Raw genomic sequence first — 26965 nt, forward strand, 5'->3', positions numbered from 1 at the left:
CGAGCCTAAGCCCGCTTTACCGTTGATCAACCTTAATAGTCAAATGAGCTTAGCAGTAACCGTAGCTCATTAGGCGCTGATAACGACGCTCTAAACGGTTTTCATTATCTAACGCTTCAAGCTCATCTAACTGTGCTAGTAATGTCGCTTTCATGTTTTCAGCAGTAGCAACATAATCACGGTGAGCGCCACCTAGCGGTTCACTGATTACCGTATCAATTAGGCCTAGCTCTTTCAGACGAGGAGCCACCAGTCCCATTGCTTCAGCCGCTTGTGGGGCTTTATCTGAATCATGCCATAAAATAGAAGCACAACCTTCTGGTGAAATTACAGCATACGTTGAATATTGCAGCATGTTAACGTAGTCACCAACACCAATGGCGAGTGCACCACCAGAACCACCTTCACCAACTACATTACAAATAACCGGAACTTTCAAGCCTGACATCACTTTTAAGTTACGAGCAATCGCTTCAGATTGACCACGTTCTTCCGCTCCAACACCAGGGTATGCACCTGCAGTGTCGATGAAAGTAATCACTGGAACCTTAAAACGTTCAGCCATTTCCATTAAGCGCAATGCTTTACGATAACCTTCTGGACGAGGCATACCAAAGTTACGACGTACTTTTTCTTTGGTTTCACGTCCTTTTTGATGGCCAATCACCATGACTGGGCGGCCTTCGATACGCGCTAAACCACCTACGATGGCTTTATCATCCGCGTAAGCACGATCACCAGCAAGCTCATCAAACTCTGTAAAAACATGTTCAATATAATCGAGCGTATATGGACGCTTAGGATGGCGAGCAAGTTGAGCAACTTGCCATGCACCTAGGTCACTAAAGATTTTCTTCTTTAGCTCTAAGCTCTTTTTTTCTAGTTGGTTAATTTCTTTTTCTAAATCAACCGACGCATCGCCACCGTGGCGCGAAACCTCACGTAAAGCTTCAATTTTAGCTTCAAGTTCAACAATAGGTTTTTCAAATTCAAGAGAATCTAGGCTCATCAATGGATCCTTTATTTCATTTTAATTCTTTTATCACTTTAAGGCATTGAACCGTCAACGGCGATAAAAAGTATACAGAGCATCACTGAAAATATTCAAAACTAAATTGTAAACCGAAGCAACCAATTCATAATTTGAATAACAATGTACTAATAATGCCCTGTTCTTTAGTTAAATTCGAGTTCTACTTGCTTAGAACCGAGCAGAAGTTTTAAATCATCCAGTAAATTATCGTCTGGTGTTACTCGCCACTCGACGCCCAGTGACAGTTTTGCTCTGGCATCTTGACGTTGATAATAAATATTTACTGGCACCGTACCCGCTCGGTACGGTTCTAAAATTCGATTAAATTTCTCAAAGAATTGACCATCTACCTGAGATTGCTCTATAGAGATCGATAACCCTTTGGCATATTTTTCACGTGCATCAGCGAGACTCATCACTTCTCGGGCCGACATCTTAAGCCCACCGTTGAAGTCATCAAAGCTGACCTGTCCAGAAACCACCACTATTTTATCTTGTTCTAACAATTCCGCATACCGTTCTAAAGCATCGGAGAACAACATCACTTCGAGTCGACCCGAGCGGTCATCAAGAGTCATTAAGCCAATTCGTGTACCACGTTTGGTAGTCATCACACGTGAAGCAATCACTAAACCGGCAACCGTGAGTGATTGATCACGGCGAGTTGGCTGTAAATCATTTAATCGACAATTAGTATATTTCGCCAGCTCTTTGAGATAAGAATTGACTGGGTGCCCAGTCAAATATAGACCTAAAGTAGCACGTTCACCTTCTAACCAGACTTTTTCAGGCCATTTTGGGACTTGAGCATATGCCTGCTCGACCTCTTCTGGCGCCTCAGTCAATACACCAAACATATCGGATTGTCCAAAGGCTTCAGCTTGATGAAATTGCCCAGCGGCTTTAACGGCTTCATCAAGTGAAGCCATCATGGCTGCGCGGTGCGGACCTAAACGGTCAAGAGCACCAGCTTGAATCAGTTTTTCAATCACACGCTTGTTACATTTTTTCAGATCAACACGTGCACAGAAATCAAATAGGTCTTTAAAATAACCGCCTTGTTCACGACAAGCGATAATATTTTCAATTGGCCCTTCACCGACCCCTTTTATCGCGCCGATACCGTAAACAATCGCGCCGTCTTCATTCACATTAAAGCGATACAAGCCTGAGTTCACATCCGGTGGCAGCACTTTAAGATTCATACGAATACATTCATCGACCAAACCGACCACTTTTTCAGTGTTATCCATATCGGCTGTCATTACCGCCGCCATAAATTCAGCAGGATAATGGGTTTTTAACCACAATGTTTGATAAGAAACCAGTGCATACGCTGCGGAGTGAGATTTGTTAAAACCATAACCGGCAAACTTTTCTACCAAGTCAAAGATCTTCATCGCCAGTTCGCCATCAACCCCGATGCTTTCAGCACCCGATTTAAAGATCGAACGTTGCTTCGCCATCTCTTCAGGTTTCTTCTTACCCATCGCACGACGCAGCATATCCGCGCCACCTAAGGTATAGCCAGCCAGAATCTGCGCAATTTGCATTACCTGCTCTTGGTACAAGATAATGCCGTAAGTTGGCTCTAGAGTTTCTTTTAGTGACTCATGTTGCCATGTTGAATCAGGGTATGAGACTTCTTCACGGCCATGCTTACGGTCGATAAAGTTATCTACCATGCCCGATTGCAGTGGGCCCGGACGGAACAAGGCCACCAAAGCGATAATATCTTCAAAACAGTCAGGCTGTAGACGCTTGATCAAATCTTTCATACCACGAGATTCCAACTGGAATACCGCCGTCGTTTCTGAGTTTTGTAGCAAGCGGAATGATGCTGGATCCTCTAAAGGAATCGCTTCGATGCGAACCGGATCTTTGCCTTCTTTTTTCAGCCTAGGATTAATTAAACCGAGTGCCCAATCGATGATAGTTAAGGTTCGTAGACCTAAGAAGTCAAACTTAACTAAGCCGGCCGTTTCCACATCATTTTTATCAAATTGCGTTACGGGGAAGTTACCTTCCGAATCACAATAAATAGGGGCAAAGTCGGTAATCGTAGTAGGAGAAATCACCACGCCACCAGCATGCTTACCGGCATTTCGAGTACAACCCTCGAGGATCCTGCACATGTCGATGAGTTCTTTAACGTCTTCATCAGCGGCATACAACTCGGGTAGTTGTGGCTCAGCATCAAAGGCTTTAGCCAGCGTCATTCCCGGATCAGGCGGTACAAGCTTTGAAATGCGATCAACAAAACCATAAGGATGCCCTAGCACCCTACCCACATCGCGAATTACCGCTTTCGCTGCCATAGTACCGAAAGTAATGATCTGAGATACCGCGTCACGGCCATACATTTCAGCAACGTGATCAATTACTCGGTCACGCTTATCCATACAAAAATCGATATCGAAATCGGGCATGGAGACACGTTCTGGGTTCAAGAATCGTTCGAATAGTAAGTCATATTCTAGTGGATCAAGATCGGTAATTTTAAGCGCATAGGCCACCAATGAACCGGCGCCAGAACCACGGCCTGGGCCGACTGGAATATCGTTATCCTTTGACCATTGGATGAACTCCATTACGATCAAGAAATACCCGGGGAAACCCATTTGGTTGATTACATCCAGTTCGATTTGCAAACGCTCGTCATAGTCAGGTCGCTTTTCTAAACGAACTTTTTCATCAGGAAATAAAAACTCTAAACGCTCTTCTAAGCCTTCTTGAGATTTTTTGACCAAGAAATCTTCAATGGTTAAATCACCGGTCGGGAAATTCGGTAAGAAGTATTCTCCTAGGCGAACCGTAACATTACAGCGCTTAGCGATTTCGACACTATTTTGCAGTGCTTCGGGAATATCTTTAAACAGCTCACACATTTCTTCTTCGGTACGAAGGTATTGTTGAGAACTGTAATTTTTAGGACGGCGCGGATCTTCTAACGTATAGCCATCATGGATGGCCACGCGAATTTCGTGAGCATCAAATTCATCAGCACTTAAAAATACCACTTCATTAGTGGCAACAACCGGTAAGTCATACTGCTCTGCAATATCGAGGGCAAAGTGTAAGTAACTTTCTTCATCGGCACGACCAGTACGAGTCAATTCAAGATAGAAGTGATCTGGGAAATGCTCTTGATAGAAGTCGATACAACGCTCAACCAGTGGCTGATTACCTTTAAGTAACGCACGCCCTACTTCACCGGCACGACCACCAGATAGGATGATTAAGCCTTCTTTGTGATTCACTAACCATTCTTTATCTATAACAGGTTGGTGCTGAACATGACCACGCTGGTAAGCTTCTGAAATCAATAGGGTCAGGTTGTTGTAACCAATGTTATTTTTGGCTAGAACCGTAATTTTGGTTAGCTCATCGGCAAAGTCTGGCGATTGCACAGTAAAGTCAGCACCGATGATTGGCTTAATGCCACAACCGTGAGCGGTACTATAAAATTTAACCAAGCCACACAGGTTGGTAAAGTCCGTTAATGCCATGGCCGGCATATTAAGCTCAGCGACTTTTTTAACCAATGGTGGCACTTTCGAGAGGCCATCAACCATCGAATAGTCACTGTGAACACGAAGATGTACGAACTTAGGATCAGACATAAATTTACTGTACTTAGCTTTTAATAATGAAAGTGCTAATGAATACTGAAAGTGTAAGGGTTTATGGTAAACGCAACAATGGTTTTATTGGTTGTCTAACCCAAAGTAATTGAAAATACCGTGAGGCAACAAGTGAATGAGACCCCATGAGCATAGGTTGTCTATTCGATTGGGGCGAATGAACGCCGTCAACAACGCTGCAGCTTCAAGTACGAAGGGTTAGATTCCTAATACTTTCTTAACTGGTTTATAACTTTTGCGATATTGCGCCAGAAGCTCTGGCATTTGCGCGATATCATGATCAACAATCGCCTGCATGTGCACCTTAGTTGGATAACCATTGTGCTTGGCAAAACCAAACATTGGATATTTAGCATCAAGCTGTTTCATTTCTTCATCACGAGCGACTTTAGCAATAATCGAAGCAGCACTGATTTCAGCGACACGCAAATCCCCTTTGACTACCGCAGCACTTGGCATGGGCAATTCCGGCGTTCTATTACCATCAATCAATACAAATTCTGGCTGCACTTTTAACCCTGCCACTGCTCTTTGCATTGCGACCATGGTTGCTTGCAGAATATTGAGTTCATCAATTTCCCAAGCTTCGCAGCGACCGAGTGACCAAGCCAATGCTTTCTCTTGAATTTCAGGCAACAAGGCGAGACGTTTCTTTTCGGTTAGCTTTTTTGAGTCATTTAAGCCTTCAATCGGATTATTCGGATCAAGGATCACCGCAGCGGTCACCACAGCTCCGACTAATGGCCCCCGACCGACCTCATCGACACCGGCAAATAAACCAAAGCCTGTGGGATATTCAAATTCAGGTAATTCAACACTCATTATTTTGTCTCTTGCTCTGTCAGCAGCTTCTCAGCATCGATAAGATTTAGCACCGCTTTGGCTGCTTGGGTATCGGCATCTTTACGGATCCACTGATGCATTTCATGGAAAGCTTGTTGCATCTGCTGACCTTTATCGCTCATTAAGCGAGTCACTTCTGAAGCTAAGTTTTCAGGTGTGCAGTCTTCTTGTAAAAACTCTTTCACTAACTCTTTATCCGCCAAAATATTCGGTAATGATACATAAGCAGTTTTAAGCATACGACGAGCAATAAAAGCACTGATAGCGTTTACTCGATAGCCAACCACCATAGGTCGATTGACCAACATGCATTCTAACGCCACTGTGCCAGATGCCAACATAACGACATCGGAGGCTTCCATTACGGTGCGTGCGGTGCCGTTTCGTAGTTCAAAATGCAATTCAGGCGCAAACTCTTTCCATGCGGCTTCAAACTGCTCACGTCGTTTTTGATTCACCAGTGCAACGACAAAACCTAAATTTGAATGTTGCTTGGCAAGTTGTTGGCAAGCTTTTAAGAATGGTTCACACAGCATTTTCAGTTCAGCATTACGGCTTCCCGGCAGCACTGCCAGCCAAGTTTTATCTTGTGTTAAACCTAATGCATCTCTTGTTGCAACTTTATCAGTTTGCAAAGGAATCGTATCAGCTAACGTATGGCCAATAAACTCACAAGGAACATTGAACTTGTCATAAAACGCTTTTTCAAACGGCAAGAATGCCAGTACTAAGTTGGTGGCTTTAGCAATACCATGAATACGATTTTGACGCCAAGCCCACACAGATGGACTCACATAGTGAACCGTTTTAATGCCCGCTTGTTTTAATGCCAGTTCAACACGTAAGTTAAAATCCGGTGCATCAATACCAATAAATACATCCGGTGGATTTTGCTTAAAATAATCCACAATCGATTTTTTAATTTTCAAGATACGGAATAAGCGACCTAGTACTTCCACTAAGCCCATCACAGAAAGCTCTTCCATATCAAATAACGACTGGCAACCTTGCTCAATCATTTGCGGGCCACCGATGCCAACAAATTCCGCATCAGGGTAACGGGCTTTAATTGCGCGAATTAAACCTGCACCTAAAGTATCACCAGATAGTTCGCCAGCCACTACACCAATTCTCAATCGACGCTTCATATCTATTTTCCTAATAAAAAAGGCCCGAATTAACAAGGCCTCTTTAATAACTATCACGTTAACAAATGAAAATATTAACGAACAATACCGCGCTTAGAAGAATCAATAAATTCAATCATTGCTTGTACCGATTCAAACTGCACTGCATCTTCTGCCATTTCTAGCTTAGCTTCTTCTACCGTATTCTTATTACGGTAAAGTGATTTATAAGCACGACGAATGGCATGGATTTCTTTTTTCTCGAAACCTCGACGCTTCAAACCTTCAAAGTTTACACCATAAGGTTTAGCATGGTTGCCTTGAGCAATCACAAATGGAGGGACATCTTGAGCCACACCCGATGCACCACCGACCATACTATGCTGACCAATTTGACAGAACTGGTGTACAGCAGACATACCACCAATAATGGCAAAATCACAAACGGTTACGTGGCCCGCTAGTGTTGCGTTATTTGCAAGGATACAACGGTTGCCGACAACACAATCGTGCGCAACGTGAACATTAATCATAAATAAGTTATCGCTGCCAACTCGTGTCACACCTTCGTCTTGCGTCGTACCACGGTGCATACTAACGCTTTCACGAATAATATTGCGATCACCAATGATTAACTGGGTTGGCTCACCTTTGTATTTCAGGTCTTGGCATGCTTCACCAATAGAAGCAAATTGGTAAATTTTATTTTCTTTACCAATAACGGTTGGGCCTTTAACCACAACATGTGAATAAATTTCAGTGCCTTCGCCGATTTCAACATCCGTACCAATATAGGTAAAAGGACCAATTTTTACGTTGGCAGCAATCTTCACGCCATCTTCAATAACAGCAGAAGGGTGAATTTGAGCAGTTTCATGGATCATAAGGCTACCTTTAAAATTCGCGACGAGCACATTTAAGTTCAGCAGAACATACAACTGCGCCATCCACTTTCGCTACGCCATTAAACAGTGCGATGCCACGGCGATCTTTAATGAATTCAACTTCAATAATTAATTGATCGCCCGGTACCACTGGCTTACGGAATTTCGCGTTATCAATGCTCGCAAAATAGTACAATTCATTTTCAGAAGGTGCACCAAACGATTTAAATGCTAACAATCCGGTCGCTTGAGCCATCGCTTCAAGAATAAGAACACCAGGGAAAATCGGTAATTGTGGAAAATGGCCTGTAAATTGAGGCTCGTTAACCGATACATTTTTCAAGGCAACTAGATACTTTTCTTCTTGATAATCGGTAACACGATCAATTAATAGGAAAGGGTAGCGATGAGGAAGAAGTTCGCGAATTTCCGTAATATTTAGTGTTTTCTTTTCTGTAGTCAAAATTATTATCCTATTAATAATCAGCAAAGTCGGTCTATATATCCAAGTAACTAATTATATACTGAAGTTATTACGCTATAAATGAAAAAGACCTGCAACAGACAGGCCTTAAGTGTTCAAGCAACATCAATTTACATAAATCCGAGATTCCTTATTGAAAAGAAACCAATTGAAATCACCTAGATGTTACAAGTTAGACCGATTCGATCAATCTTCAAGCTTCTTTTCAAGCGTTTTTAGACGTTTATGCATTTCATCGATCTTAAGAGTACGTGCCGCTGTTTTGCGCCACTCTTTATTACTCTGTAAAGGGATACCTGATGAGTATACGCCTTTTTCTGTAATACTACGCATCACCATACCCATTCCGGTAATGGTTACGCCATCAGCAATTTCAATGTGACCATTCAATACTGATGCGCCGCCTATAATACAGTACTTACCGATTTTGACACTACCCGCTACTGTGGTACAACCAGCCATAGCTGTGCCATAGCCAACGTGAACGTTATGAGCGATTTGAATATGGTTATCAATGATCACATTATCTTCAATAATAGTGTCATCAATCGCACCACGATCAATGGTAGTACAAGCACCTATTTCGACGCGGTTACCAATGATAACAGAACCAAGCTGAGGGATCTTAATCCACTCACCACGGTCATTCGCATAACCAAAACCATCAGATCCAATCACAGTATTAGATTGAATTAAGCAAGCCTTACCGATCTCAACATTGTGGTAGATGCTAACATTTGCCCACATTTTAGAGTTATCACCAACTTTGGCATTTTTACCAATAAAACAACCTGCGCCGATCACAACGTTATCACCTAACTCCACACCAGATTCAATCACGGTATTGTGGCCGATACAGACCCCTTTACCTATCACAGCATCAGGTGCAATCACCGCACTTGATTCGATACGTTCTGCTGGTTGTGGCGTAGTATCCAGAGCTTGTGCGACTAAGGCAAAAGCCAAATAAGGGTCTGCGACAACAATCGCATTGGTCTGGCAAAGTTCAAGTTCACTCGATTTAATTAAAATCGCAGTGGCTTGACACTCTGCAAGGTGCTTACGGTATTTTGCGTTAGTCAAAAAAGTAATTTGACCTTCGCCTGCTTTATCCATGGCAGCAATAGAGGAAACCGTTAATTCACCGTTTCCATGTAGCTCACCACCTGTAATCGTTGCTAATTCAGCAAGAGTAAGTTTTGGCATCTTTGACTTCTATTATTTTAGTTCTTTAATTACAGCATCTGTGATATCTGAATCTGATTTTGCATATTGAAGTGCTTGTGCATCAATAATCATGTCATAACCTTGTTTTTCAGACACTTTTTTGATTGCTTTTTGAATCGTTACAAACAGTTTTTGTTTTTCAGCTGCTTCACGTTGCTTAGCATCACGCTCTAGTGACTGACCCTGTACTTTATATTCCGCTTGTAGTGAGCCAATTTCAATTTGCAGCTTACGCATATCATCTTCACTGAGAAGTTGACCGTCACGACGTACTTTATCCATTTTAGTCTGAATTTTCTTTTGCAGAGAATCTAGCTGGGCTTTTTCATCTTTAAATTCAGATTGAAGTTTTTTCGCAATAGCCTCACGTTGTGGCAACGTTTGGAAAACTTTAGCAGTATTCACATAACCAATTTTTTCTGCAGCTTGAGCAGCATTTACCGCTAAAGATGACGTCAATACTGCTAGGCTAATACCTGCGACTTTAATAAATTTTTTCACAATCATTTCCTTACAAAGGGCTAAAAAGTTAGAAGGTTTGACCAATCGTAAAGGTAAAGAATTCTTCATCATCACCTTCATAAATTTCAATTGGCTTCGCCACCGAGAACACCAAAGGCCCCATAGGTGACATCCATTGCAGTGCCATACCATATGAAGCACGGAACGCAAATGGGTCTGAATAATCATAATAATAATTTTTACCGGCCATATTAGCATCAGCATCACGATACTTAAATTCGGTATCCCATACACTGGCCACATCAACAAACACACTGGTACGCACTGATTGCCGTGTTTCTTCAGAAGCAAATGGGGTTGGAACAATTAACTCAATACTTGCCAATGCAGTAGCATTACCACCGACAGATTCATCAGTGGCCACATAGTTAGGGTTGTTACCACCATTACTACCACCTTCATCATATACCGCTTTCGGACCTACTGAGTTAGATCCAAAGCCACGTAATGAAGAGAAGCCACCAGCATAGTAGTTTTCATAGAATGGGAATAAGTTATCATTGCCATCGGTTGAACCATAACCATTACCATATCCCAAACGACCACGAAGTAATAACGTGAAATCTTGTTTTTGCGTTAATGGGATATACTGCTTGGCATCATATTGCATCTTATAATACGGAACGTCAGAGCCAGGTACGGTTATTTTAAAAGTTGCACGTTGATGATTACCCGCCGTTGGGAAATAACCGCGGTTTAAATTATTTCGAGTCCACGAAATATTAATATCGAAATCATCGACATCTAATTCACCGGATTCAGTATCATAGTTCCCAGCCGATTGCTGCGAAGCTAAGAAACCTTCGTTTTGCACATACGGATCAATGTTAGAAATTTTATTATGGGTATAACCTACCCCCAGTTCAATGAAGTTTAATTCATTAATAGGGAAACCCCAGGTTAAATTTGTACCGTAGCTCTGGTTGGTATAATCAACAATACCCGCTTCTGATGCTTCAAATTCGTTGTAGAAAATCTTACCGCCCAGACTAACACCGTCTAGTGTCCAATATGGGTCACGATACTCTAAGCTGACATTTTTTTGGTAATCATTGGTCATAGCGTTAATACCAATACGATTACCAGTTCCTAAGAAGTTATCTTGTTGTAAGCCAACCTGAAAGCTTACGCCGGACTCTGTACCATAACCAATACCGAAGTTCACACTACCCGAGTTGGCTTCTTTCACGTTATAGATAATATCTACTTGGTCTTCTGTGCCTGGTACTCGTTGAGTTTGCACATCAACCGTTTCAAAGAAACCAAGTCGATTCAAACGCGCTTTACCCGTTTCAATTGATTTTGAGTTTAACCAACCACTTTCCATTTGGCGCATTTCACGACGCAATACTTCATCTTTGGTAATATTATTACCAGTAAAACGAATATCACGTACATACATGCGGTTGCCCGGATCCACTTGAACGGTCAGCGTTACTTCTTTTTTATTGTCATCAAACTCAGGAATGGTTTGTACTTTAGGGTAGGCATAGCCTGATTCCCCCAAGGTTTTCTTGATTTTTTCTTCAAGACCTGTAACTAACGAACCATTATAAGTATCACCTGCTTCAAACGGCACCATCTCAGTGAAGTCATCTTGTTTACCGATTAAGTCACCACGGAATTTAATTTCTTTCACCGTGTAAGGTTCACCTTCGTTTAAATTTAGCGTGATATACACACCTTTTTTATCCGGTGAGATAGAGACATTCGTCGATAACACTCTGAACTTCAGATAACCACGGTCAAAGTAATAAGTACGCAGTTTTTCAATATCGCCAGCAAGCACTTGCTTTTGATACTTTTCATCGGCCATGAAATTCCACCACGGAACATCAGCATTCAAATCAAAACGCGAAAGGAGCTCATCATCGGTAAAGACTTCATTACCAATAAAGTTAATTTGTTGAATTTTAGCCGATACACCTTCAGTAAACACAAACTTTAAATCCGAACGGTTACGAGGTAATGGTGTTACTACCGCTTTTACCGTTGCGTTATATTTACCTACGCTGTAATAGAAATCTTCTAGTCCCTTTTCAATTGTACTTAGTTTAGTGCGATCTAAGGCTTCACCAACACGTATACCAGAAGCATCTAAATTCTGCTGCAGTTGCTCATCTTTAATAGCCTTGTTGCCTGAAAATGAAATCTCAGCAATGGTTGGACGCTCTTTTACTTGAACTAATAAGACATCACCATCTCGAAATACTTTTACATCCTCAAAGTTGCCTGAAGAATACAGGGCTTGAATAATAGCGGAAGCATCCTGCTCATCAACAGTATCACCGACACGTACTGGCATTTTGAGCAATACCGCACCAAGCGCAACTCGCTGTAGACCTTCGATCTTAATATCTGAGACTTCGAAAGAGTCAGCGTGTGCAACCGTGCTGAGCATCAGCAAAGTTGAAATCCATAAACGTTTGATCGCCATAAACTTTATTATTAATCCTTTATATATACTACTTGGCCTTTTAAACCACTACTGGTACTACAGGCGAGCAAAATCATTGAAAATTGCAATTAACATCAGAGATAAAATCGCCGCGCTACCGATACGATATCCCACTTCTTGTACTTTTTCTGGGACTGGGCGACGAATCACAGCTTCGATAGCAAAAAATAACAAATGACCGCCATCAAGTACAGGTAAAGGCACTAAATTGATAATCCCTAAGTTCACACTAATTAATGCTAAGAAGCCTAAAAAGTAAACTAATCCATAATCAGCTGTTGCACCCGCACCTTTGGCTATTGAAATTGGGCCACTCAAGTTTTTTATACCGACATCACCTGTGATAAGTTTTTTCAACATTGTGAGTGTTAAATCGATAATTTGTCCCGTTTTCTCTACCGCTTTAGGTATAGAGGCTAACACACCAAACTTTTGCTCAAAGCGATACGATTCCGGCCATTCTCCCATTGATGGTGCAACACCTGCAAACCCTATTGTGTCACCATTTTTTAAAATTTTACTCGCTGGAAATAAGCTCAAGGTGAGTTCTTGACCATCACGATTCACTTTTAAACTCACTTCTTGATCTGGATGTGAGACAACCGTATCAACAAATTGCTGCCATGTTGTTATCGTTTCTCCATTAATAGCAATTAACTTATCACCGACTTGTAGACCGGATTTCTCAGCTGCACTACCTTCCGTAATGCTCGAAATGATAGAAATAATTTCCGGGCGATACGGCTGAAAACCTAAAGTGCCCATTGCAGAATCGACTTCAGGGTCAAACTTCCAATCTTGGGTATTTAAGGTAACGGTACGTTCAATCCCTAATTCATCCGCTGAAGAGACTTTCATAACAATCTGGTCATCACCAATATGAGAGATCAGAGCCATATTCACCGAGTCCCAATCAGAAGTTTGGATACCAGAAATTTCTTTAAGTTCCATCCCCGACTCAATTCCTGCTTGAGAAATAATTGAATTGGGCGTGACATCACCAATTACTGGTTTCACTGCCGGTACGCCAATCATAAAGACCAGCCAGTAAGCAAAAATGGCAAATAAAAAGTTAAAAGCTGGGCCAGCAGCCACTATCGCACTACGACGCCATAAACTCTTATGATCAAACGCTAAATGCTTATCTTGTTCAGCCACCTCATCAACTCGAGAGTCCAGCATTTTTACAAAGCCACCTAATGGGATCATTGAGATGGAATACTCAACGCCATCCTTACCCTTGCGGCTCCACAATGATTTGCCAAACCCGATAGAAAACTTTTCGACTTTAACGCCACAGCGTCTTGCTACCCAAAAATGGCCAAACTCATGCACAGCAACGAGAATGCCAAGGGCTACGATAAATGAAGCTAAATTCCATAAAATGCCAGTCATTAATTACGCTCTGCTAAAGTTTCTGTTGCTTAAGGTTTCTGTTGCATAGATTCGAGCTATTCTATCTAGCTCAAGTAAGCTTTCCAAACTCTCCGTACTAAGAGTCGATAAACCACACACTTTATCCATTACTATTTCATTAACCCGTGAAATATCGGTAAATTTTAATTGATTATTCAAAAACGCCGCAACGGATATTTCATTGGCAGCATTAATTGCGGTGGTTGCATGCTGGCCGGTATAACAAGCATCAATCGCCAACTGCAGACATGGGTACCTTGACATATCTGGTGCTAAGAAAGTCAATTCGCTTAACGCAGTAAAATCGAGTGGTTTTACACCTGAAGGAATTCGATCGGGGTAAGACATTGAAAGCGCAATTGGTGTGCACATATCTGGCTCTCCCATTTGCGCAAGAACTGAACCATCATTGTATTGCACCATCGAATGAATCACCGATTGTGGATGAATCAAAACTTTTAGCTGTTCTTGCTTAGCATTAAACAACCATTTGGCTTCGATAAACTCTAGGCCTTTGTTCATCATAGTCGCAGAATCCACTGAGATCTTTGGTCCCATAGACCAATTAGGATGAGCAATCGCCATCTCTGGGGTCACGGAATCAAGGGTGGCAATATCACTATAACGGAACGGTCCCCCCGAGCCAGTTAATAATATTGAGTGAATACCACCTTCATCGAGATCACAATAACCTAACTGATTTTGTACGCTCTGAGATAAGCATTGAAAGATAGCATTATGCTCACTATCAACAGGAAGAATTTGTGCGCCATATTGCTTAGCCGCATCAATAAAAAATTGACCTGACATCACCAAAGATTCTTTATTAGCAAGTAATATGCGCTTACCCGATTTCACTGCCGCCATGGTTGGCAGCAAGCCCGGAGAGCCTACAATTGCCGCCATCACCATATCAACGTCATCAGCAGATGAAATAGCACATAGTCCGTCAATACCAGCAACCACTTGGGTTTTACAGTTCACTTGTTTAAGGCGTTGTTCTAACTCTAACGCGGCCGCTTCATCTGCCATCGCTGCCATTTCAGGCTGCCACTTTTCACATAATGCTTGCATACTTTCAACATTAGAAGCTGCGGCTAAGGCATACACTTCAAACTGTTCAGGATTATGTTCAACTACCGATAAAGTACTTGCACCAATTGACCCCGTTGCACCTAAAATCGTTATCTTTTGCATGATCAATCAACCATTAAGAATAAATGCATCAATATTCTTCCTATATTTCGTGCGGCAGATTATTGGCAAATAAAATACAATAAAGCAAAAACTGGAAATGCCGCAACAAGGCTATCGATGCGATCAAGAATGCCACCATGCCCTGGGATAATATTACTGCTGTCTTTAATATTAGAGACGCGCTTAAACATACTTTCGACTAAGTCACCTAAAACAGAAATAACCACTGTAACAAAAGTAATAAACAGCATCACTGTCAAGCTAGCAAAGTGAATATCTAACAAAGAAGAAGCAAACCAACCCACGACCATGGCTAAGATAATGCCACCAAATAAACCTTCTAGCGTTTTATTCGGGCTAACATTCGGCGCCATTTTATGTTTACCAAATGTTTTTCCTGAAAAGTACGCCCCCGTGTCGGCGGCCCATACTAATAAGCAGACAAACATAACTAATTTAGCGCCATGATAAGGATTCAAAGCATAATCTTGGGCTCTAAGTAAAAAGACTGCCCAGAGAAAAGGAATCAGTGACAGCATGCCAAAAAGATGACGTAAAGCTACGTTCTTTTCCCACAAGTTTATACTTCTTGGGTAAGTTAACGCTAAACCACTTGCCACAACCCACCAGATAGCCCCTACCGCCAAGATCCACAAATGCGTCTCGGAAACCGTCGATAAGCTCAAGTTATCAAATGGGAACACAGCAAAACTGCCAGCCAAAACCACTAAAGATGGAATAAGACTGAGTGCGCGTGATTTAGGCAGAACAAATTGAGTCCATTCCCAAAAGCCAATAATAGATATAGCCGTTAACGCAATAATGAAAAAAGGAATTGAAAGTTCAAACACCCCCCATAAAACCAAAGGCGCTAAAATCAATGCTGTTATTATTCTTTGTTTCAAACTTTCGTCCTTTATTATTGAATCATCAACGACTGTAGTTGCTCACTAGTGCAACCAAAGCGTCTTTCACGGTTGATGAACCAGGCAATGGCGTCCAACATTGCTTGCTCATCAAATTCTGGCCAAAATAAATCGGTAAAATACAATTCGGCATAAGCCATTTGCCAAAGCATAAAATTGCTGATTCGGCACTCACCGCTAGTGCGGATCATAAGATCGACATCCGGCAAATCAGCCATAGATAAATGCTGAGATATGGTTGACTCCGTAATATCTTGTGGTTGAAGTTGTCCCTCAGACACCTGTTGAGCCACTTGCTTAACCGCTTCGGTTATATCCCATTTACCACCGTAATTAGCGGCGACATTAATCACAGTGCCAGTATTTGCCTTTGTTAGGGCTTCTGCGGCTGCAATTTTTTTTTGTAATGCTGGACTAAAACGGGTTTTATTACCAATAATCTGTAGACGTAAATTATTCTTATGCAGTTTTTTGACTTCTCTGGTTAACACCGTCATAAATAAATCCATGAGCACGCTCACTTCTTCTTCTGGGCGTTTCCAGTTTTCACTGCTAAATGCGAATAAAGTAATAGCTTTTATTCCCAATCGACTGGCGGTTGAGATAGTTTCTCGCACTGATTTAACTGCCATTCGATGACCATAGATACGAGGCTTGCCACGTTGCTTAGCCCAACGACCATTGCCATCCATAATAACGGCAATATGTTCTGGTAGTAGATCAGATGAGAATTGAGTATCAGACATTATTTTATTCATACTTGTAGGCAGGTTTTGCATAAAAAAAGCGCTGTGCTGTACCGCACAGCGCCTTTAAGCAGGTAGAAAAAGAAGATTAAACTTCCATCAACTCTTTTTCTTTCACAGCAAGCAACTCATCAATATTTTTAACAGCTGCATCGGTGATTTTTTGAATTTCGTCTTGCGCTTTACGATCTTCATCTTCAGAGATGTCTTTATCTTTTAGAAGAGCTTTAAGATCCGCATTGGCATCACGGCGAATATTACGTACCGCTACACGGCCACCTTCTGCTTCAGCACGTACAATCTTAACAAGGTCTTTACGACGCTCTTCTGTTAGTGGAGGAAGTGGTACACGAATTACCGTACCAGCAGACATTGGGTTAAGACCTAGGTCAGATTTCATGATGGCTTTTTCTACCATTGGCGTCAGTTCTTTATCAAAAACTGTAATGGCCAATGTACGCGCATCTTCAGCAATGATGTTAGCAACTTGGTTTAGAGGTGTTGGAGCTCCGTAATATTCAACAGAAATATTTTGCAGAATACTTGGGTGAGCACGGCCAGTACGGATTTTTGAAAGATTATTTTTTAGTGCTTCAACACTTTTTGCCATGCGCTCTTGAGCGTCTTGTTTAATTTCGTTAATCACGATATCACCTTGTTATTTGTATTTTCTACAGAGCGAAATACCTTCACTCGCGCGATGTTAATTGCTTTATCACGTTCTTATTCTGGCAGCTCGCCGATTAGTGTACCTTCTTGTTCACCCATTACGACACGACGCAAAGCACCAGGCTTGTTCATGTTGAATACGCGAATTGGCATTTTGTGATCACGAGCTAAAGTGAAAGCAGCTAAATCCATCACTTTTAATTCTTTTTCCAGTACGTTGTTGTAACTCAGTTTATCACACAAAACTGCGTCTGGGTTAGCAACTGGATCAGCTGTATAAACGCCGTCCACTTTGGTTGCTTTTAGCACGATATCTGCTTCAATTTCGATCCCGCGTAGACATGCTGCAGAGTCGGTTGTAAAGAATGGGTTACCTGTACCTGCAGAAAAAATCACGACACGGCCTTGACGAAGTTGGCTGATCGCATCCGCCCAGTTGTAATCATCACATACACCTTTCAACTGAATCGCAGACATCACACGTGCATTCACATAAGCACGGTGAAGCGCATCACGCATTGCTAGGCCATTCATCACTGTTGCTAGCATTCCCATATGGTCACCTACAACACGGTTCATGCCAGCTTCTGCTAAGCCAGCACCACGGAATAGGTTACCACCCCCAATAACAACACCAACTTGTACGCCAAGTTCAACAAGTTCTTTAATTTCTTGAGCCATGCGATCCAAAATAGCCGGATCGATACCAAAACCTTCTTCACCCTGTAGAGCTTCGCCACTAAGTTTTAACAAAATACGCTGATATGCAGGCTTAGGATTCGTTGTCATGGAGTTTACCTTTCAAAGTATGGTTGATTAACGGTTATGAATAGACGTTATTCGAATTCTCGTCACTCGTATCGCTTCGCTGCTCGAAAAAGCAAAAGCATTACTTAGCTTAGTTGAATCTAATATCTATTTATAACGATTAACGCTATTCCAAAAACTAACTGTATTCATATCGAAAAACGAGAAGCGTAGCGTCCTAGCCCCGAGACTCGCTGCTTCATTCACAAAAAGACCGCAGCAGTGCTACGGTCCTTTAGGTTAGCTATACAAATCAGGAATTAACCTTTTTGTACCGCTGCAACTTCGTCTGCGAAGCTCATTTCAGCCGCTTTTTCGATACCTTCACCAACTTCTAAACGTACGAAGTTAGTTACTGAAGCGCCTTGCTCTTTCAAGAACTCACCAACAGTTTTCTTTGGTTCCATGATGAAAGCTTGACCAGTAAGAGACACCTCACCAGTGAACTTCTTCATACGACCAATAACCATTTTTTCTGCGATTTCTTGTGGTTTACCTTCGTTCATTGCGATTTCAACTTGAACCGCTTTCTCTTTAGCAACTACATCTGCAGGAACATCTTCAGGATTTACGTACTCAGGCTTAGAAGCTGCTACGTGCATAGCAACTTGTTTGATTACTTCATCGCTAGCATCACCAGCAACAACTACACCGATACGCTCACCGTGACGGTAAGAACCGACTTTAACACCGTCGATGTAAGCAACACGACGGATGCTGATGTTTTCGCCGATTTTCGCAACTAGAGCAATACGAGTTTCTTCAAATTTAGCTTGAAGTGCTTCTACATCTAGACGTTCTGCAACTGCAACATCAAGAACTTCGTTAGCAAATGCTAGGAAATTTGTATCTTTAGCTACGAAGTCAGTTTGGCAGTTAACTTCAAGAAGCGCAGCAAAACCGTCCGCTTCTTTTACTAAAATAGTACCTTCAGCAGCAACGTTACCCGCTTTTTTAGCAGCTTTAGCCGCACCGCTTTTACGCATGTTTTCGATTGCTAATTCAATATCAGCATTCGCTTCAACAAGCGCTTTTTTACAATCCATCATGCCTGCGCCAGTACGCTCACGCAATTCTTTAACTAGAGCAGCAGTTACTGTTGCCATGGTTTAATCCTCGGTTGATTCCAAAAATGGTAAAAAACAGGGGCCAGGCTAGTATTTTATTAAAAGCATGCCCCCTATTTGTAACTATAACTCAATCTAAGCGGTTCATTTATGACAGCAAGATTAAGTGGCTAGGGTCTGTTGAACCTAGGCGTTACGATATTAAGCTTCTTCTACGAAACCGTCTTTATCAGCAACTGCAGCTACGTCTTTGTTACGACCTTCAGTTACCGCTTGACCAGCAGCGTTTAGGTATAGTTGTACCGCACGGATTGCATCATCGTTACCAGGGATAACGAAATCAACGCCATCTGGGTCAGAGTTTGTATCTACAACAGCAAATACAGGGATACCTAGGTTGTTTGCTTCTTTAATAGCAATGTGTTCGTGATCCGCATCGATTACGAATAGTGCGTCAGGTAGGCCACCCATGTTTTTGATACCACCAAGAGATTTCTCTAGCTTATCCATTTCACGGGTACGCATTAGAGCTTCTTTCTTAGTTAGTTTTTCAAAAGTGCCGTCTTGAGCTTGAGCTTCGAAATCTTTAAGACGCTTGATTGATTGACGAACAGTTTTATAGTTAGTCAACATACCGCCTAACCAGCGGTTGTTTACGTAGTACTGATTGCTGTTGATAGCTGCTTCTTTTACTGCTTCAGAAGCTGCGCGCTTAGTACCAACGAAAAGAACTTTACCTTTACGCTCACCGATTTTGCCTAGCTCAGCTAGTGCATCGTTGAACATTGGAACTGTTTGTTCTAGGTTGATGATATGAACTTTGTTACGAGCACCAAAGATGAAAGGCTTCATTTTTGGGTTCCAGTAACGAGTTTGGTGACCAAAGTGAACACCAGCTTTAAGCATATCGCGCATTGATACAGTTGCCATTATATAATCCTCTATATGGGGTTAGGCCTCCACATCCCCCATGATACCGACCCTTTCGCTATAAATAAGCATAAAAGAGCACCCCGGATCACGTGTCGGAATGTGTGTGATTTAAGAAATAAGTATATGAAACCCACACCACATCGCCTCAAAAAGGAGAAAGTAGTTACAGATTTCGGTGCGCTTTATACCACAAAAGCAGGTTAAAACACCAGAAAAACCACTATTTTCCGCATGAGTTTTTCCGCAACTTTGTCATTTATTCTGGCAAATAAAGAGATTTATACTAGATGTTAACGGATTTCAATTGCGATTAGAGCCCACTGTTAATACACTAGACACAAAGAGATAACGGATACTAATTATGTCGATCAAAATTAACACAGCCGAAGAAATTGAAAAAATGCGCGTTGCATGTAAGCTCGCCGCTGAAGTTTTAGAAATGATTGAACCCCATATCAAAGAAGGGGTGACCACCGAAGAACTTGATAAAATCTGCCATAACTATGCCTTAGAAAAAGGTGCTTATTCAGCTCCTCTTGACTACCATGGTTACCCAAAATCAATTTGTACTTCAATCAATCATATTGTTTGTCACGGTATTCCCGCAAGCCAAGATGAAGTAGGCAGCAACGGCCAAGTTAAGCCAGCTGTTTTAAAAAATGGTGATATTGTCAACCTAGACATCACAGTGATCATTCCTAACGATCCAAATGCCGATCTTAGCGTTCGTCCAGAAGGTTACTATGGTGATACTTCTAAGATGTTCCTAGTAGGGGATGTTTCTCCCGCCGATAAACGCTTATGCATGGTGACTCAAGAAGCCCTTTATGTCGGTATGCGGAAAGTAAAACCAGGTGCCACCATTGGCGACATTGGTACTGCGATTGAGAAGTACATCAAAGACAATAACAAAAAAAATCCTCGCAATAAGTTTTCGATTGTGAAAGATTTTTGTGGTCATGGCATCAGTGATGAATTCCACTCAGAACCTCAAGTCGTTCATTACCGTAATTCCGATCGTCGAGTGATGAAAGAAGGCATGATCTTCACCATTGAGCCTATGATCAACGCAGGTAAGTTTGGTGTAACCGTTGATGCAGAAGACGATTGGACTGTTTATACCGGTGATGGTAAAAACTCAGCACAATATGAGCACACTATTCTGGTAACTAAGTCGGGTTGCGAAGTCATGACATTACGCTCGGAAGAAACTATTCCTCGTTTAATGAACAATAGCTAAACTCGAAAACTCGAAAACTCGAAAAGATTAAGCCTTTATCTCCATTCTGATAAAGGCTTTTTTATTATCTGCAATACAGGTACTATCGAGTTAGATTTACTTGTTGCAAGGAATGCATTCATGACTTATCAGTCCCCCGTCTCTCTAGATGATCAACAACTGTCATCCATGGCTCTTAAACAGCAATTGGAACAGTTTTCTCAACATCAAAAACAAGCCTTTTTAGAACAACGACAACCTATCCAAGATTTGGTATACGAACGCTCTGCTTATATGGATTCCATACTTCAGCGCTTATGGGACTTTTTTAGATTTGCGCAAGTAAACTCTCTCAGCTTAATTGCTGTGGGTGGCTATGGCCGCTCAGAACTTCATCCGCTGTCTGATATTGATATTCTAGTATTGTCAGAAAAGAAAATCTCGGATGATGTGAACAAAAAAATCAGTGAATTCATTACTCTACTATGGGATCTACACCTCGAAGTTGGCCATAGTGTCCGCACTCTAAAAGAATGTATCCACGTCGGTAAAGATGACTTAACTGTTGCAACCAATTTACAAGAAGCGCGTTTTTTATGTGGTTGCGAAGATACCTACAACCAACTCATTGAACAGATTTCATCAGCCAGCTTTTGGCCTAGTGACGTTTTCTATGAAGCCAAGCTCCAAGAACAGCGTGAACGCCACGCTCGCTATCACGACACCACTTACAATTTAGAGCCGGATATTAAATCTAGTCCTGGCGGTCTGCGTGACATTCATACTTTAGGCTGGGTCGCCCGCCGTCATTTTGGCACGACTTCGCTACGTGAAATGAGCTATGCTGGTTTTTTAACTGACGCTGAATACCGTGAATTATTAGAATGCCAAAACTTCTTATGGCGTGTTCGTTTTGCGCTACATATTGAATTGAAACGTTATGACAACCGATTAACCTTTGGTCATCAAGCCAACGTAGCGGAAAACTTAGGTTTTACCGGTGAAGGTAACCGCGCTATCGAAATGATGATGAAAGAGTTTTACCGGACACTACGTCGGGTTGCCGAACTCAATAAAATGCTGCTCAAACTATTTGATCAAGCTATCATGAGTAAAGGACAGCTACCTGATGCAGTGATTATTTCTGATGACTTTCAGCGCCGTGGTTCATTAATCGAAGCCAGAAAACCCGCTTTATTCCAAGCAAGACCTGAAACCATTTTAGATATGTTTTTACATATTGCTAACGACTCAACCCTTGAAGGTGTTAGTCCACCAACCTTACGTCAACTACGTACTGCAAGACGTAGACTGAATCGATTTTTACACACTATTCCTGCTGCCCGTGAAAAATTCATGGCATTGATTCATCACCCAAACTCGCTACATAAGGCCTTCAGTTTAATGCACCGATTGGGAGTGCTCGCAGCCTACTTACCACAATGGAGTCAAATCGTTGGGCAGATGCAGTTTGACCTATTTCACGTCTATACCGTTGATGAGCATAGCATGCGAGTACTCAAGCATATCCACTCGTTTAGTAATATCGACAACCATGATAAACATCCAATATGTTGCGATGTTTATCCTAGAATACAGAAGAAAAACTTACTGATTATTGCCGCTATATTCCATGATATTGGTAAAGGCCGTGGCGGTGATCACTCAGAAATTGGTGCCGTCGAAGCTTATAATTTTTGCCTTGAGCATAACTTGTCAAAACCTGAAGCTAAGTTAGTTTCATGGCTCGTTCAAAACCATTTATTAATGTCTGTCACCGCGCAAAGACGTGATATTTACGATCCTGATGTCATCACCGAGTTTGCCAAAAAAGTACGTGATGAAGAATACCTAGAAAATCTGGTTTGCTTAACCGTTGCCGATATTTGCGCAACCAATCCAGAACTATGGAATAGTTGGAAACGAACACTACTTACTGAACTATTTTACTCAACCCAACGCGCTTTACGTAGAGGGCTAGAAAACCCCGTTGATCTACGTGACCGAATTCGCCATAACCAATACATGGCGGCTGCGATGCTACGTAAAGAAAACTTCAGCCCAAGGGAAATTGAAGTACTGTGGCAACGATTTAAAGCCGACTACTTTTTACGCCACACAGCAAAACAAATTGCATGGCATAGTGAGCATCTACTTACTCAACCAGCAGATAAACCACTGGTATTAATCAGTAAGAATGCCACACGCGGTGGTACGGAAGTCTTCATTTACGCGAAAGATAAAGCCAGCTTATTTGGTATGATGGCCGCCGAGCTAGACCGTCGTAATTTAAGTATCCATGATGCTCAAGTTATGACCAGCAAAGATGGCTATGCTCTAGATACCTTTATGGTACTCGACCAAAACGGTGACCCAGTTGAAGATGTCCGTCACGAGCAAATCAAACAATATCTCACCGACGTATTGAATGGAAAAATCAGCGCCAATACTCGCTCACGTAGAGTGCCCAATAAACTCAAACACTTTCATGTTAAAACTCGTGTCGATTTCCTCCCAACACGAACGGGCAAACGCAGTTTAATGGAACTAGTCGCACTCGATACTCCAGGGCTTTTAGCGACAATAGGCCAAGTCTTTGCCAAGCTAGGGGTAAACTTACACGGCGCAAAAATCACCACAATAGGCGAACGAGCAGAGGATTTATTTATCCTCACCTCACCTAGTGGCGGCCGATTAGAGCCAGAAGTAGAAGACGCATTAAAAGTTGAGTTAGTTAAGGCAATTAAAACCTTATCACCACATTAATTGCAATGGCTATACTAGAAGTAAACAGCAACATTCATCTTTTGTTTTAACCAGAGGTAAATGATTTATGTATCCAAACTTAAAGAAACTTGGTATTCCAGACACATCCCTCATTGCTCGTTACAGCTTGCGCCAAGAAGCTCAAGTGGATGTATTAAAAATTTACTTCCACAAACAAAAAGGTGAGTTGTTTGCCAAAAGCTTAAAATTCAAATACCCACGTCAGCGCAAAAATATTCGGGTAAATAACCAATCTGGCCAATATAAAGAAACCACCGAAGTAAGCCCGAACCTCACCCAAGTGATGACTGAACTAAACCAGATCACCAAACCAAAAGAATTAGACAGTGCTGATATCAAACACAAAATCTTGACCGACTTACGTCACTTAGAAAAAGTCGTGGCAGGGAAAATTGCAGAGATTGAAGCAGATTTAGAGAAGTTGAAATAAGTTCCGAGAGCCGAGAAGATTGTGCGGTTAACCATATTAATGCCAATGATTCTTTTCGGCTCCCGTGAGCCCCCATGCAAGTCAAAGACCTTCATTCCGTATATAAGCCTAAGTGAAGATGCGGAGTCTAGGCTCATTCAATCACTGTCGGAGATCCTGAACTGCGCTCCTACGTCGCTTTTCAGGATGACACTCTGTTTCATATATTGAGGAACTCGCTTTTCCGAGTTACGAGAAGTGAAACGCCCGAGATTCGAGCTCCGATACTCTTTTTACTCGAAACAAATCGTCCAACCAAACTCGTCAACAAGACGCTCCCACACCTCATCAAACTTCGCTTCAATGACGATAGTCTCATCAGTATAAGGATGAACAAACTCTAATTTACTGGCATGCAGCATCAAGCGGCTCGCGTTATAAATATCTCTAAATAAACGGTTTTGTTTACCGTCACCATGAGAGGTATCCCCCAAGATAGGATGACGTAGGTGGGCCATATGACGGCGTAATTGGTGTTTGCGTCCGGTTAGTGGTTGCATTTCAACTAAGCAAAAACGACTGGTTGGAAAACGGCCTGTTGAATGCGGTACTTCCACTTTAGCTAGTGGTTGGTAGTCAGTTATTGCAGATTGGGCTTCCACCTCTTTTGAGGCAAATTTATCGGCTATTTTGTCTTGCTCTTTTTTCAGTGAGTAATCGAGGCGATCGCCCTCTTCAATCCAACCACGTACAATGGCATGATAAGTTTTGGTGAATTGATGCTCAGCAAACATTGGCGCGGCTTTTGCGGCAAACTCACTCGATAGTGCAAACAGTAGAACACCAGAGGTTGGGCGATCGAGTCGATGCAAAGGAAAAACATGCTGACCAATTTGATCTCTCAAGGTTTGCATCACAAATTGGGTCTCATGACGATCAAGCCACGAGCGGTGCACTAACATTCCTGCTGGCTTATTGACCGCAATGAAATACTCGTCACGATAAACCACTTCTAACTCTATGGTTTCAACAACTGCTTCTTGCGAGTCATCCATCAACTCAGGGTTATTTTCTACATTCATCTTACGGTTTCATCTAATTGATTTAGGATAGGTAGCAAGGCATCACGATGATCTTTGTCTGTCATGGCTTGTTCAAAATAAGGGCTCACTTCAAAGCCAATCGGCACTTCTGATTGTGACTCGATAAGATCGTGCATTTTAGGTAGAAAAATCCACTGCAACCATTGGGTTGGTTGAAGTATATCTAATGCAAATGGTTGATCACTACTTAGCGCTTTCTGAGACGGCGGTTGATCTTCCCATAACGACAATTGAATCAATTTATCTTCAAGCTGCTCAAGTACATCGGTTAATTCAATATATTCATTCATTTTGTTTCGACCCCTTGATAAGATACCATTTCATAACGAATTATATACTCGAATTAAACTGGAAGCTTATATGAATTCAATACACAACCTAAGCCAACTATTAGAACAAAGTCAGTGCCAGTTTAAAATTTTTGATTTAGGACGACGCATTCAAGCAATTGAAACCAAAGATTTCCAGCAAGTTGAAATGGGGCAAAAGCCTTACCCTTATCCATTGCAGCGTCATGCCAACCTAGCCATTGCCTATTGGAATGACAGCCAGCAACCTTGGATTTGGTTCTTAAAATTCCCACTCGATGAGCGCGGACTACTCAACCAGACGGATATTGGTAACTTTTTAAAGTACGTAACAGAGGCTTTCTCGGTAAAAGCAAGTGGCGCACTGTTAACTCAAGATCTCACCGAAGAGCAGCAACAGCATTTAGCCAATAATCCATACACTTTCAAACCAAATGACGACAAAATGGCGGTTTTTCATAGTGTCATTCGAGCAGATCTAGGCTTATCCACCAGCCAATATTATGAACATGCGCAGCATTACTTTACCGGTGATCTAGGTTGGAATAATTGGCAGACCGTAGGCTTGCAAGGTATTACCGACATGTGTAGCCGTTTATCAGACCAACAAAACGGCGTGGCGATTCGTAAGGCACTAAGCAAACTCGCAGAAGATAGCGCTAATCACCCTGCCCTATACGCTTTACTTGGCGCTTTAGAACACGTTGAGATCCCAGACAAACTAACACAACGATTATTAGAACTAGCAGAACAAGAATGTGAAAAATCACAGCCTGATCTATTTTTATTATCCGCGTATGTGCGTGCCTTGTCTGGAGCAAACTCTGAACAGCTTATTACCATCCTTGAAAAAGTGCTCGCTGATGAAACGCTTTGTCACGCCGAAGTATTAATTGCGATTGCCGGCCGTTGTTGGGCACAATTGAATACCGAAGCTCGTGCAGTGAAGTTCTTACTACGCCTAGCTCAGACCAAAAACCAAGATTTATTTAACCAACTGTTTGCCGATTTAGTCATGATTCCAGACTTGCGCTTTACCTTCTTGCCTCTACTGAACCATACCCCAAGCCCTGAATTGGCGAATGCACTTTACGCACTACAGCAGCACACCAAATCTACTCAATAACTTCATCAGATAACATAACGGATTAAGGAT

Annotated in this window: 23 protein-coding genes; 4 read left to right on the forward strand and 19 right to left on the reverse strand. The window is 41.9% G+C overall.

Annotated features, from left to right (window positions below; translation table 11 throughout):
• Positions 1 to 49 precede the first annotated feature (49 nt).
• The 17 genes from accA to rpsB all read right to left on the reverse strand — a co-directional run bounded on the left by accA (position 50) and on the right by rpsB (position 19980).
• On the reverse strand, positions 50 to 1009 hold the full coding sequence (gene accA, locus ACE3G9_RS13125) for an acetyl-CoA carboxylase carboxyl transferase subunit alpha (RefSeq protein ID WP_417879290.1): 960 nt from the start codon (positions 1007 to 1009) through the stop codon (positions 50 to 52).
• 167 nt (positions 1010 to 1176) lie between these two features.
• Positions 1177 to 4656: a DNA polymerase III subunit alpha gene (gene dnaE / locus ACE3G9_RS13130; RefSeq protein WP_417879291.1), complete on the reverse strand. Its 3480-nt coding sequence runs from the start codon at positions 4654 to 4656 to the stop codon at positions 1177 to 1179.
• A 219-nt stretch (positions 4657 to 4875) separates the two neighbouring features.
• Positions 4876 to 5499, reverse strand: a complete 624-nt coding sequence (gene rnhB, locus ACE3G9_RS13135) for a ribonuclease HII (protein ID WP_417879292.1) — start codon at positions 5497 to 5499, stop codon at positions 4876 to 4878.
• Positions 5499 to 6668, reverse strand: a complete 1170-nt coding sequence (gene lpxB / locus ACE3G9_RS13140) for a lipid-A-disaccharide synthase (RefSeq protein WP_417879293.1) — start codon at positions 6666 to 6668, stop codon at positions 5499 to 5501. The genes rnhB and lpxB overlap by 1 nt, the downstream gene beginning before the upstream one ends.
• Positions 6669 to 6742: 74 nt before the next feature.
• Complete coding sequence (lpxA, locus tag ACE3G9_RS13145) at positions 6743 to 7531, reverse strand: acyl-ACP--UDP-N-acetylglucosamine O-acyltransferase (RefSeq protein ID WP_449219365.1); 789 nt, start codon at positions 7529 to 7531, stop codon at positions 6743 to 6745.
• Positions 7532 to 7541: 10 nt separating this feature from the next.
• Positions 7542 to 7994 (reverse strand): 3-hydroxyacyl-ACP dehydratase FabZ, encoded by a 453-nt coding sequence (gene fabZ / locus ACE3G9_RS13150; protein WP_237295069.1) that lies wholly within the window; start codon positions 7992 to 7994, stop codon positions 7542 to 7544.
• A gap of 207 nt (positions 7995 to 8201) precedes the next feature.
• Positions 8202 to 9221, reverse strand: coding sequence for a UDP-3-O-(3-hydroxymyristoyl)glucosamine N-acyltransferase (gene lpxD / locus ACE3G9_RS13155; RefSeq protein WP_417879295.1), 1020 nt, complete (start codon positions 9219 to 9221; stop codon positions 8202 to 8204).
• Between the two features lie 12 nt (positions 9222 to 9233).
• A complete protein-coding gene (locus ACE3G9_RS13160) occupies positions 9234 to 9743 on the reverse strand; it encodes an OmpH family outer membrane protein (RefSeq protein WP_417879296.1) in 510 nt (169 codons plus the stop codon).
• Positions 9744 to 9771: 28 nt separating this feature from the next.
• The gene (bamA, locus tag ACE3G9_RS13165) at positions 9772 to 12201 is read right to left on the reverse strand and encodes an outer membrane protein assembly factor BamA (protein ID WP_417879297.1); all 2430 of its coding nucleotides are present in this window, start codon (positions 12199 to 12201) and stop codon (positions 9772 to 9774) included.
• Between the two features lie 57 nt (positions 12202 to 12258).
• Positions 12259 to 13617 carry a sigma E protease regulator RseP gene (rseP, locus tag ACE3G9_RS13170; RefSeq protein WP_417879298.1) on the reverse strand — a complete coding sequence of 453 codons (1359 nt, stop codon included), beginning with the start codon at positions 13615 to 13617 and terminating at the stop codon, positions 12259 to 12261.
• 3 nt (positions 13618 to 13620) lie between these two features.
• The gene (gene ispC, locus ACE3G9_RS13175; RefSeq protein WP_449219366.1) at positions 13621 to 14835 is read right to left on the reverse strand and encodes a 1-deoxy-D-xylulose-5-phosphate reductoisomerase; all 1215 of its coding nucleotides are present in this window, start codon (positions 14833 to 14835) and stop codon (positions 13621 to 13623) included.
• 59 nt (positions 14836 to 14894) lie between these two features.
• Entirely contained in the window at positions 14895 to 15740 is an 846-nt protein-coding gene (locus ACE3G9_RS13180; protein WP_417879300.1) for a phosphatidate cytidylyltransferase, read from the reverse strand.
• Between the two features lie 14 nt (positions 15741 to 15754).
• Positions 15755 to 16507: an isoprenyl transferase gene (locus tag ACE3G9_RS13185; protein WP_417879301.1), complete on the reverse strand. Its 753-nt coding sequence runs from the start codon at positions 16505 to 16507 to the stop codon at positions 15755 to 15757.
• 88 nt (positions 16508 to 16595) lie between these two features.
• Entirely contained in the window at positions 16596 to 17153 is a 558-nt protein-coding gene (frr, locus tag ACE3G9_RS13190) for a ribosome recycling factor (RefSeq protein WP_417879302.1), read from the reverse strand.
• A gap of 77 nt (positions 17154 to 17230) precedes the next feature.
• Entirely contained in the window at positions 17231 to 17965 is a 735-nt protein-coding gene (gene pyrH, locus ACE3G9_RS13195; RefSeq protein WP_417879303.1) for a UMP kinase, read from the reverse strand.
• 278 nt (positions 17966 to 18243) lie between these two features.
• Positions 18244 to 19089: a translation elongation factor Ts gene (gene tsf / locus ACE3G9_RS13200; protein WP_449219367.1), complete on the reverse strand. Its 846-nt coding sequence runs from the start codon at positions 19087 to 19089 to the stop codon at positions 18244 to 18246.
• A gap of 162 nt (positions 19090 to 19251) precedes the next feature.
• Entirely contained in the window at positions 19252 to 19980 is a 729-nt protein-coding gene (gene rpsB / locus ACE3G9_RS13205; RefSeq protein ID WP_089123372.1) for a 30S ribosomal protein S2, read from the reverse strand.
• A 364-nt stretch (positions 19981 to 20344) separates the two neighbouring features.
• On the opposite strand from rpsB, the gene map reads away from it, so the two are divergent.
• From map to ACE3G9_RS13220, 3 genes are all read left to right on the forward strand, one after another.
• Complete coding sequence (map, locus tag ACE3G9_RS13210; protein ID WP_417879305.1) at positions 20345 to 21223, forward strand: type I methionyl aminopeptidase; 879 nt, start codon at positions 20345 to 20347, stop codon at positions 21221 to 21223.
• 120 nt (positions 21224 to 21343) lie between these two features.
• Entirely contained in the window at positions 21344 to 23968 is a 2625-nt protein-coding gene (gene glnD / locus ACE3G9_RS13215; RefSeq protein ID WP_449219368.1) for a bifunctional uridylyltransferase/uridylyl-removing protein GlnD, read from the forward strand.
• Positions 23969 to 24035: 67 nt separating this feature from the next.
• On the forward strand, positions 24036 to 24419 hold the full coding sequence (locus ACE3G9_RS13220) for a DUF3461 family protein (protein WP_417879307.1): 384 nt from the start codon (positions 24036 to 24038) through the stop codon (positions 24417 to 24419).
• Positions 24420 to 24691: 272 nt separating this feature from the next.
• On the opposite strand, the gene truC is transcribed toward ACE3G9_RS13220, so the two are convergent.
• Both truC and ACE3G9_RS13230 read right to left on the reverse strand, forming a co-directional pair.
• Positions 24692 to 25453 carry a tRNA pseudouridine(65) synthase TruC gene (gene truC, locus ACE3G9_RS13225; RefSeq protein WP_449219389.1) on the reverse strand — a complete coding sequence of 254 codons (762 nt, stop codon included), beginning with the start codon at positions 25451 to 25453 and terminating at the stop codon, positions 24692 to 24694.
• 23 nt (positions 25454 to 25476) lie between these two features.
• Positions 25477 to 25791, reverse strand: coding sequence for a YqcC family protein (locus ACE3G9_RS13230; RefSeq protein ID WP_449219369.1), 315 nt, complete (start codon positions 25789 to 25791; stop codon positions 25477 to 25479).
• Between the two features lie 70 nt (positions 25792 to 25861).
• On the opposite strand from ACE3G9_RS13230, the gene ACE3G9_RS13235 reads away from it, so the two are divergent.
• On the forward strand, positions 25862 to 26935 hold the full coding sequence (locus ACE3G9_RS13235) for a DUF3549 family protein (RefSeq protein WP_449219370.1): 1074 nt from the start codon (positions 25862 to 25864) through the stop codon (positions 26933 to 26935).
• Positions 26936 to 26965: the final 30 nt, after the last annotated feature.

This window comes from Vibrio sp. E150_018 (assembly GCF_053544035.1).

Coding starts and splice junctions, on each gene's coding strand:
- truC (WP_449219389.1), bottom strand. CDS start 25,453: ATGGATGACTCGCAAGAAGCAGTTGTTGAAACCATAGAGTTAGAAGTG.
- tsf (WP_449219367.1), bottom strand. CDS start 19,089: ATGGCAACAGTAACTGCTGCTCTAGTTAAAGAATTGCGTGAGCGTACT.
- rseP (WP_417879298.1), bottom strand. CDS start 13,617: ATGACTGGCATTTTATGGAATTTAGCTTCATTTATCGTAGCCCTTGGC.
- rpsB (WP_089123372.1), bottom strand. CDS start 19,980: ATGGCAACTGTATCAATGCGCGATATGCTTAAAGCTGGTGTTCACTTT.
- accA (WP_417879290.1), bottom strand. CDS start 1,009: ATGAGCCTAGATTCTCTTGAATTTGAAAAACCTATTGTTGAACTTGAA.
- map (WP_417879305.1), top strand. CDS start 20,345: ATGTCGATCAAAATTAACACAGCCGAAGAAATTGAAAAAATGCGCGTT.
- bamA (WP_417879297.1), bottom strand. CDS start 12,201: ATGGCGATCAAACGTTTATGGATTTCAACTTTGCTGATGCTCAGCACG.
- ACE3G9_RS13235 (WP_449219370.1), top strand. CDS start 25,862: ATGAATTCAATACACAACCTAAGCCAACTATTAGAACAAAGTCAGTGC.
- ACE3G9_RS13230 (WP_449219369.1), bottom strand. CDS start 25,791: ATGAATGAATATATTGAATTAACCGATGTACTTGAGCAGCTTGAAGAT.
- lpxD (WP_417879295.1), bottom strand. CDS start 9,221: ATGCCAAAACTTACTCTTGCTGAATTAGCAACGATTACAGGTGGTGAG.
- lpxA (WP_449219365.1), bottom strand. CDS start 7,531: ATGATCCATGAAACTGCTCAAATTCACCCTTCTGCTGTTATTGAAGAT.
- ispC (WP_449219366.1), bottom strand. CDS start 14,835: ATGCAAAAGATAACGATTTTAGGTGCAACGGGGTCAATTGGTGCAAGT.
- glnD (WP_449219368.1), top strand. CDS start 21,344: ATGACTTATCAGTCCCCCGTCTCTCTAGATGATCAACAACTGTCATCC.
- rnhB (WP_417879292.1), bottom strand. CDS start 5,499: ATGAGTGTTGAATTACCTGAATTTGAATATCCCACAGGCTTTGGTTTA.
- dnaE (WP_417879291.1), bottom strand. CDS start 4,656: ATGTCTGATCCTAAGTTCGTACATCTTCGTGTTCACAGTGACTATTCG.
- pyrH (WP_417879303.1), bottom strand. CDS start 17,965: ATGACAACGAATCCTAAGCCTGCATATCAGCGTATTTTGTTAAAACTT.
- ACE3G9_RS13220 (WP_417879307.1), top strand. CDS start 24,036: ATGTATCCAAACTTAAAGAAACTTGGTATTCCAGACACATCCCTCATT.
- lpxB (WP_417879293.1), bottom strand. CDS start 6,668: ATGAAGCGTCGATTGAGAATTGGTGTAGTGGCTGGCGAACTATCTGGT.
- ACE3G9_RS13185 (WP_417879301.1), bottom strand. CDS start 16,507: ATGTCTGATACTCAATTCTCATCTGATCTACTACCAGAACATATTGCC.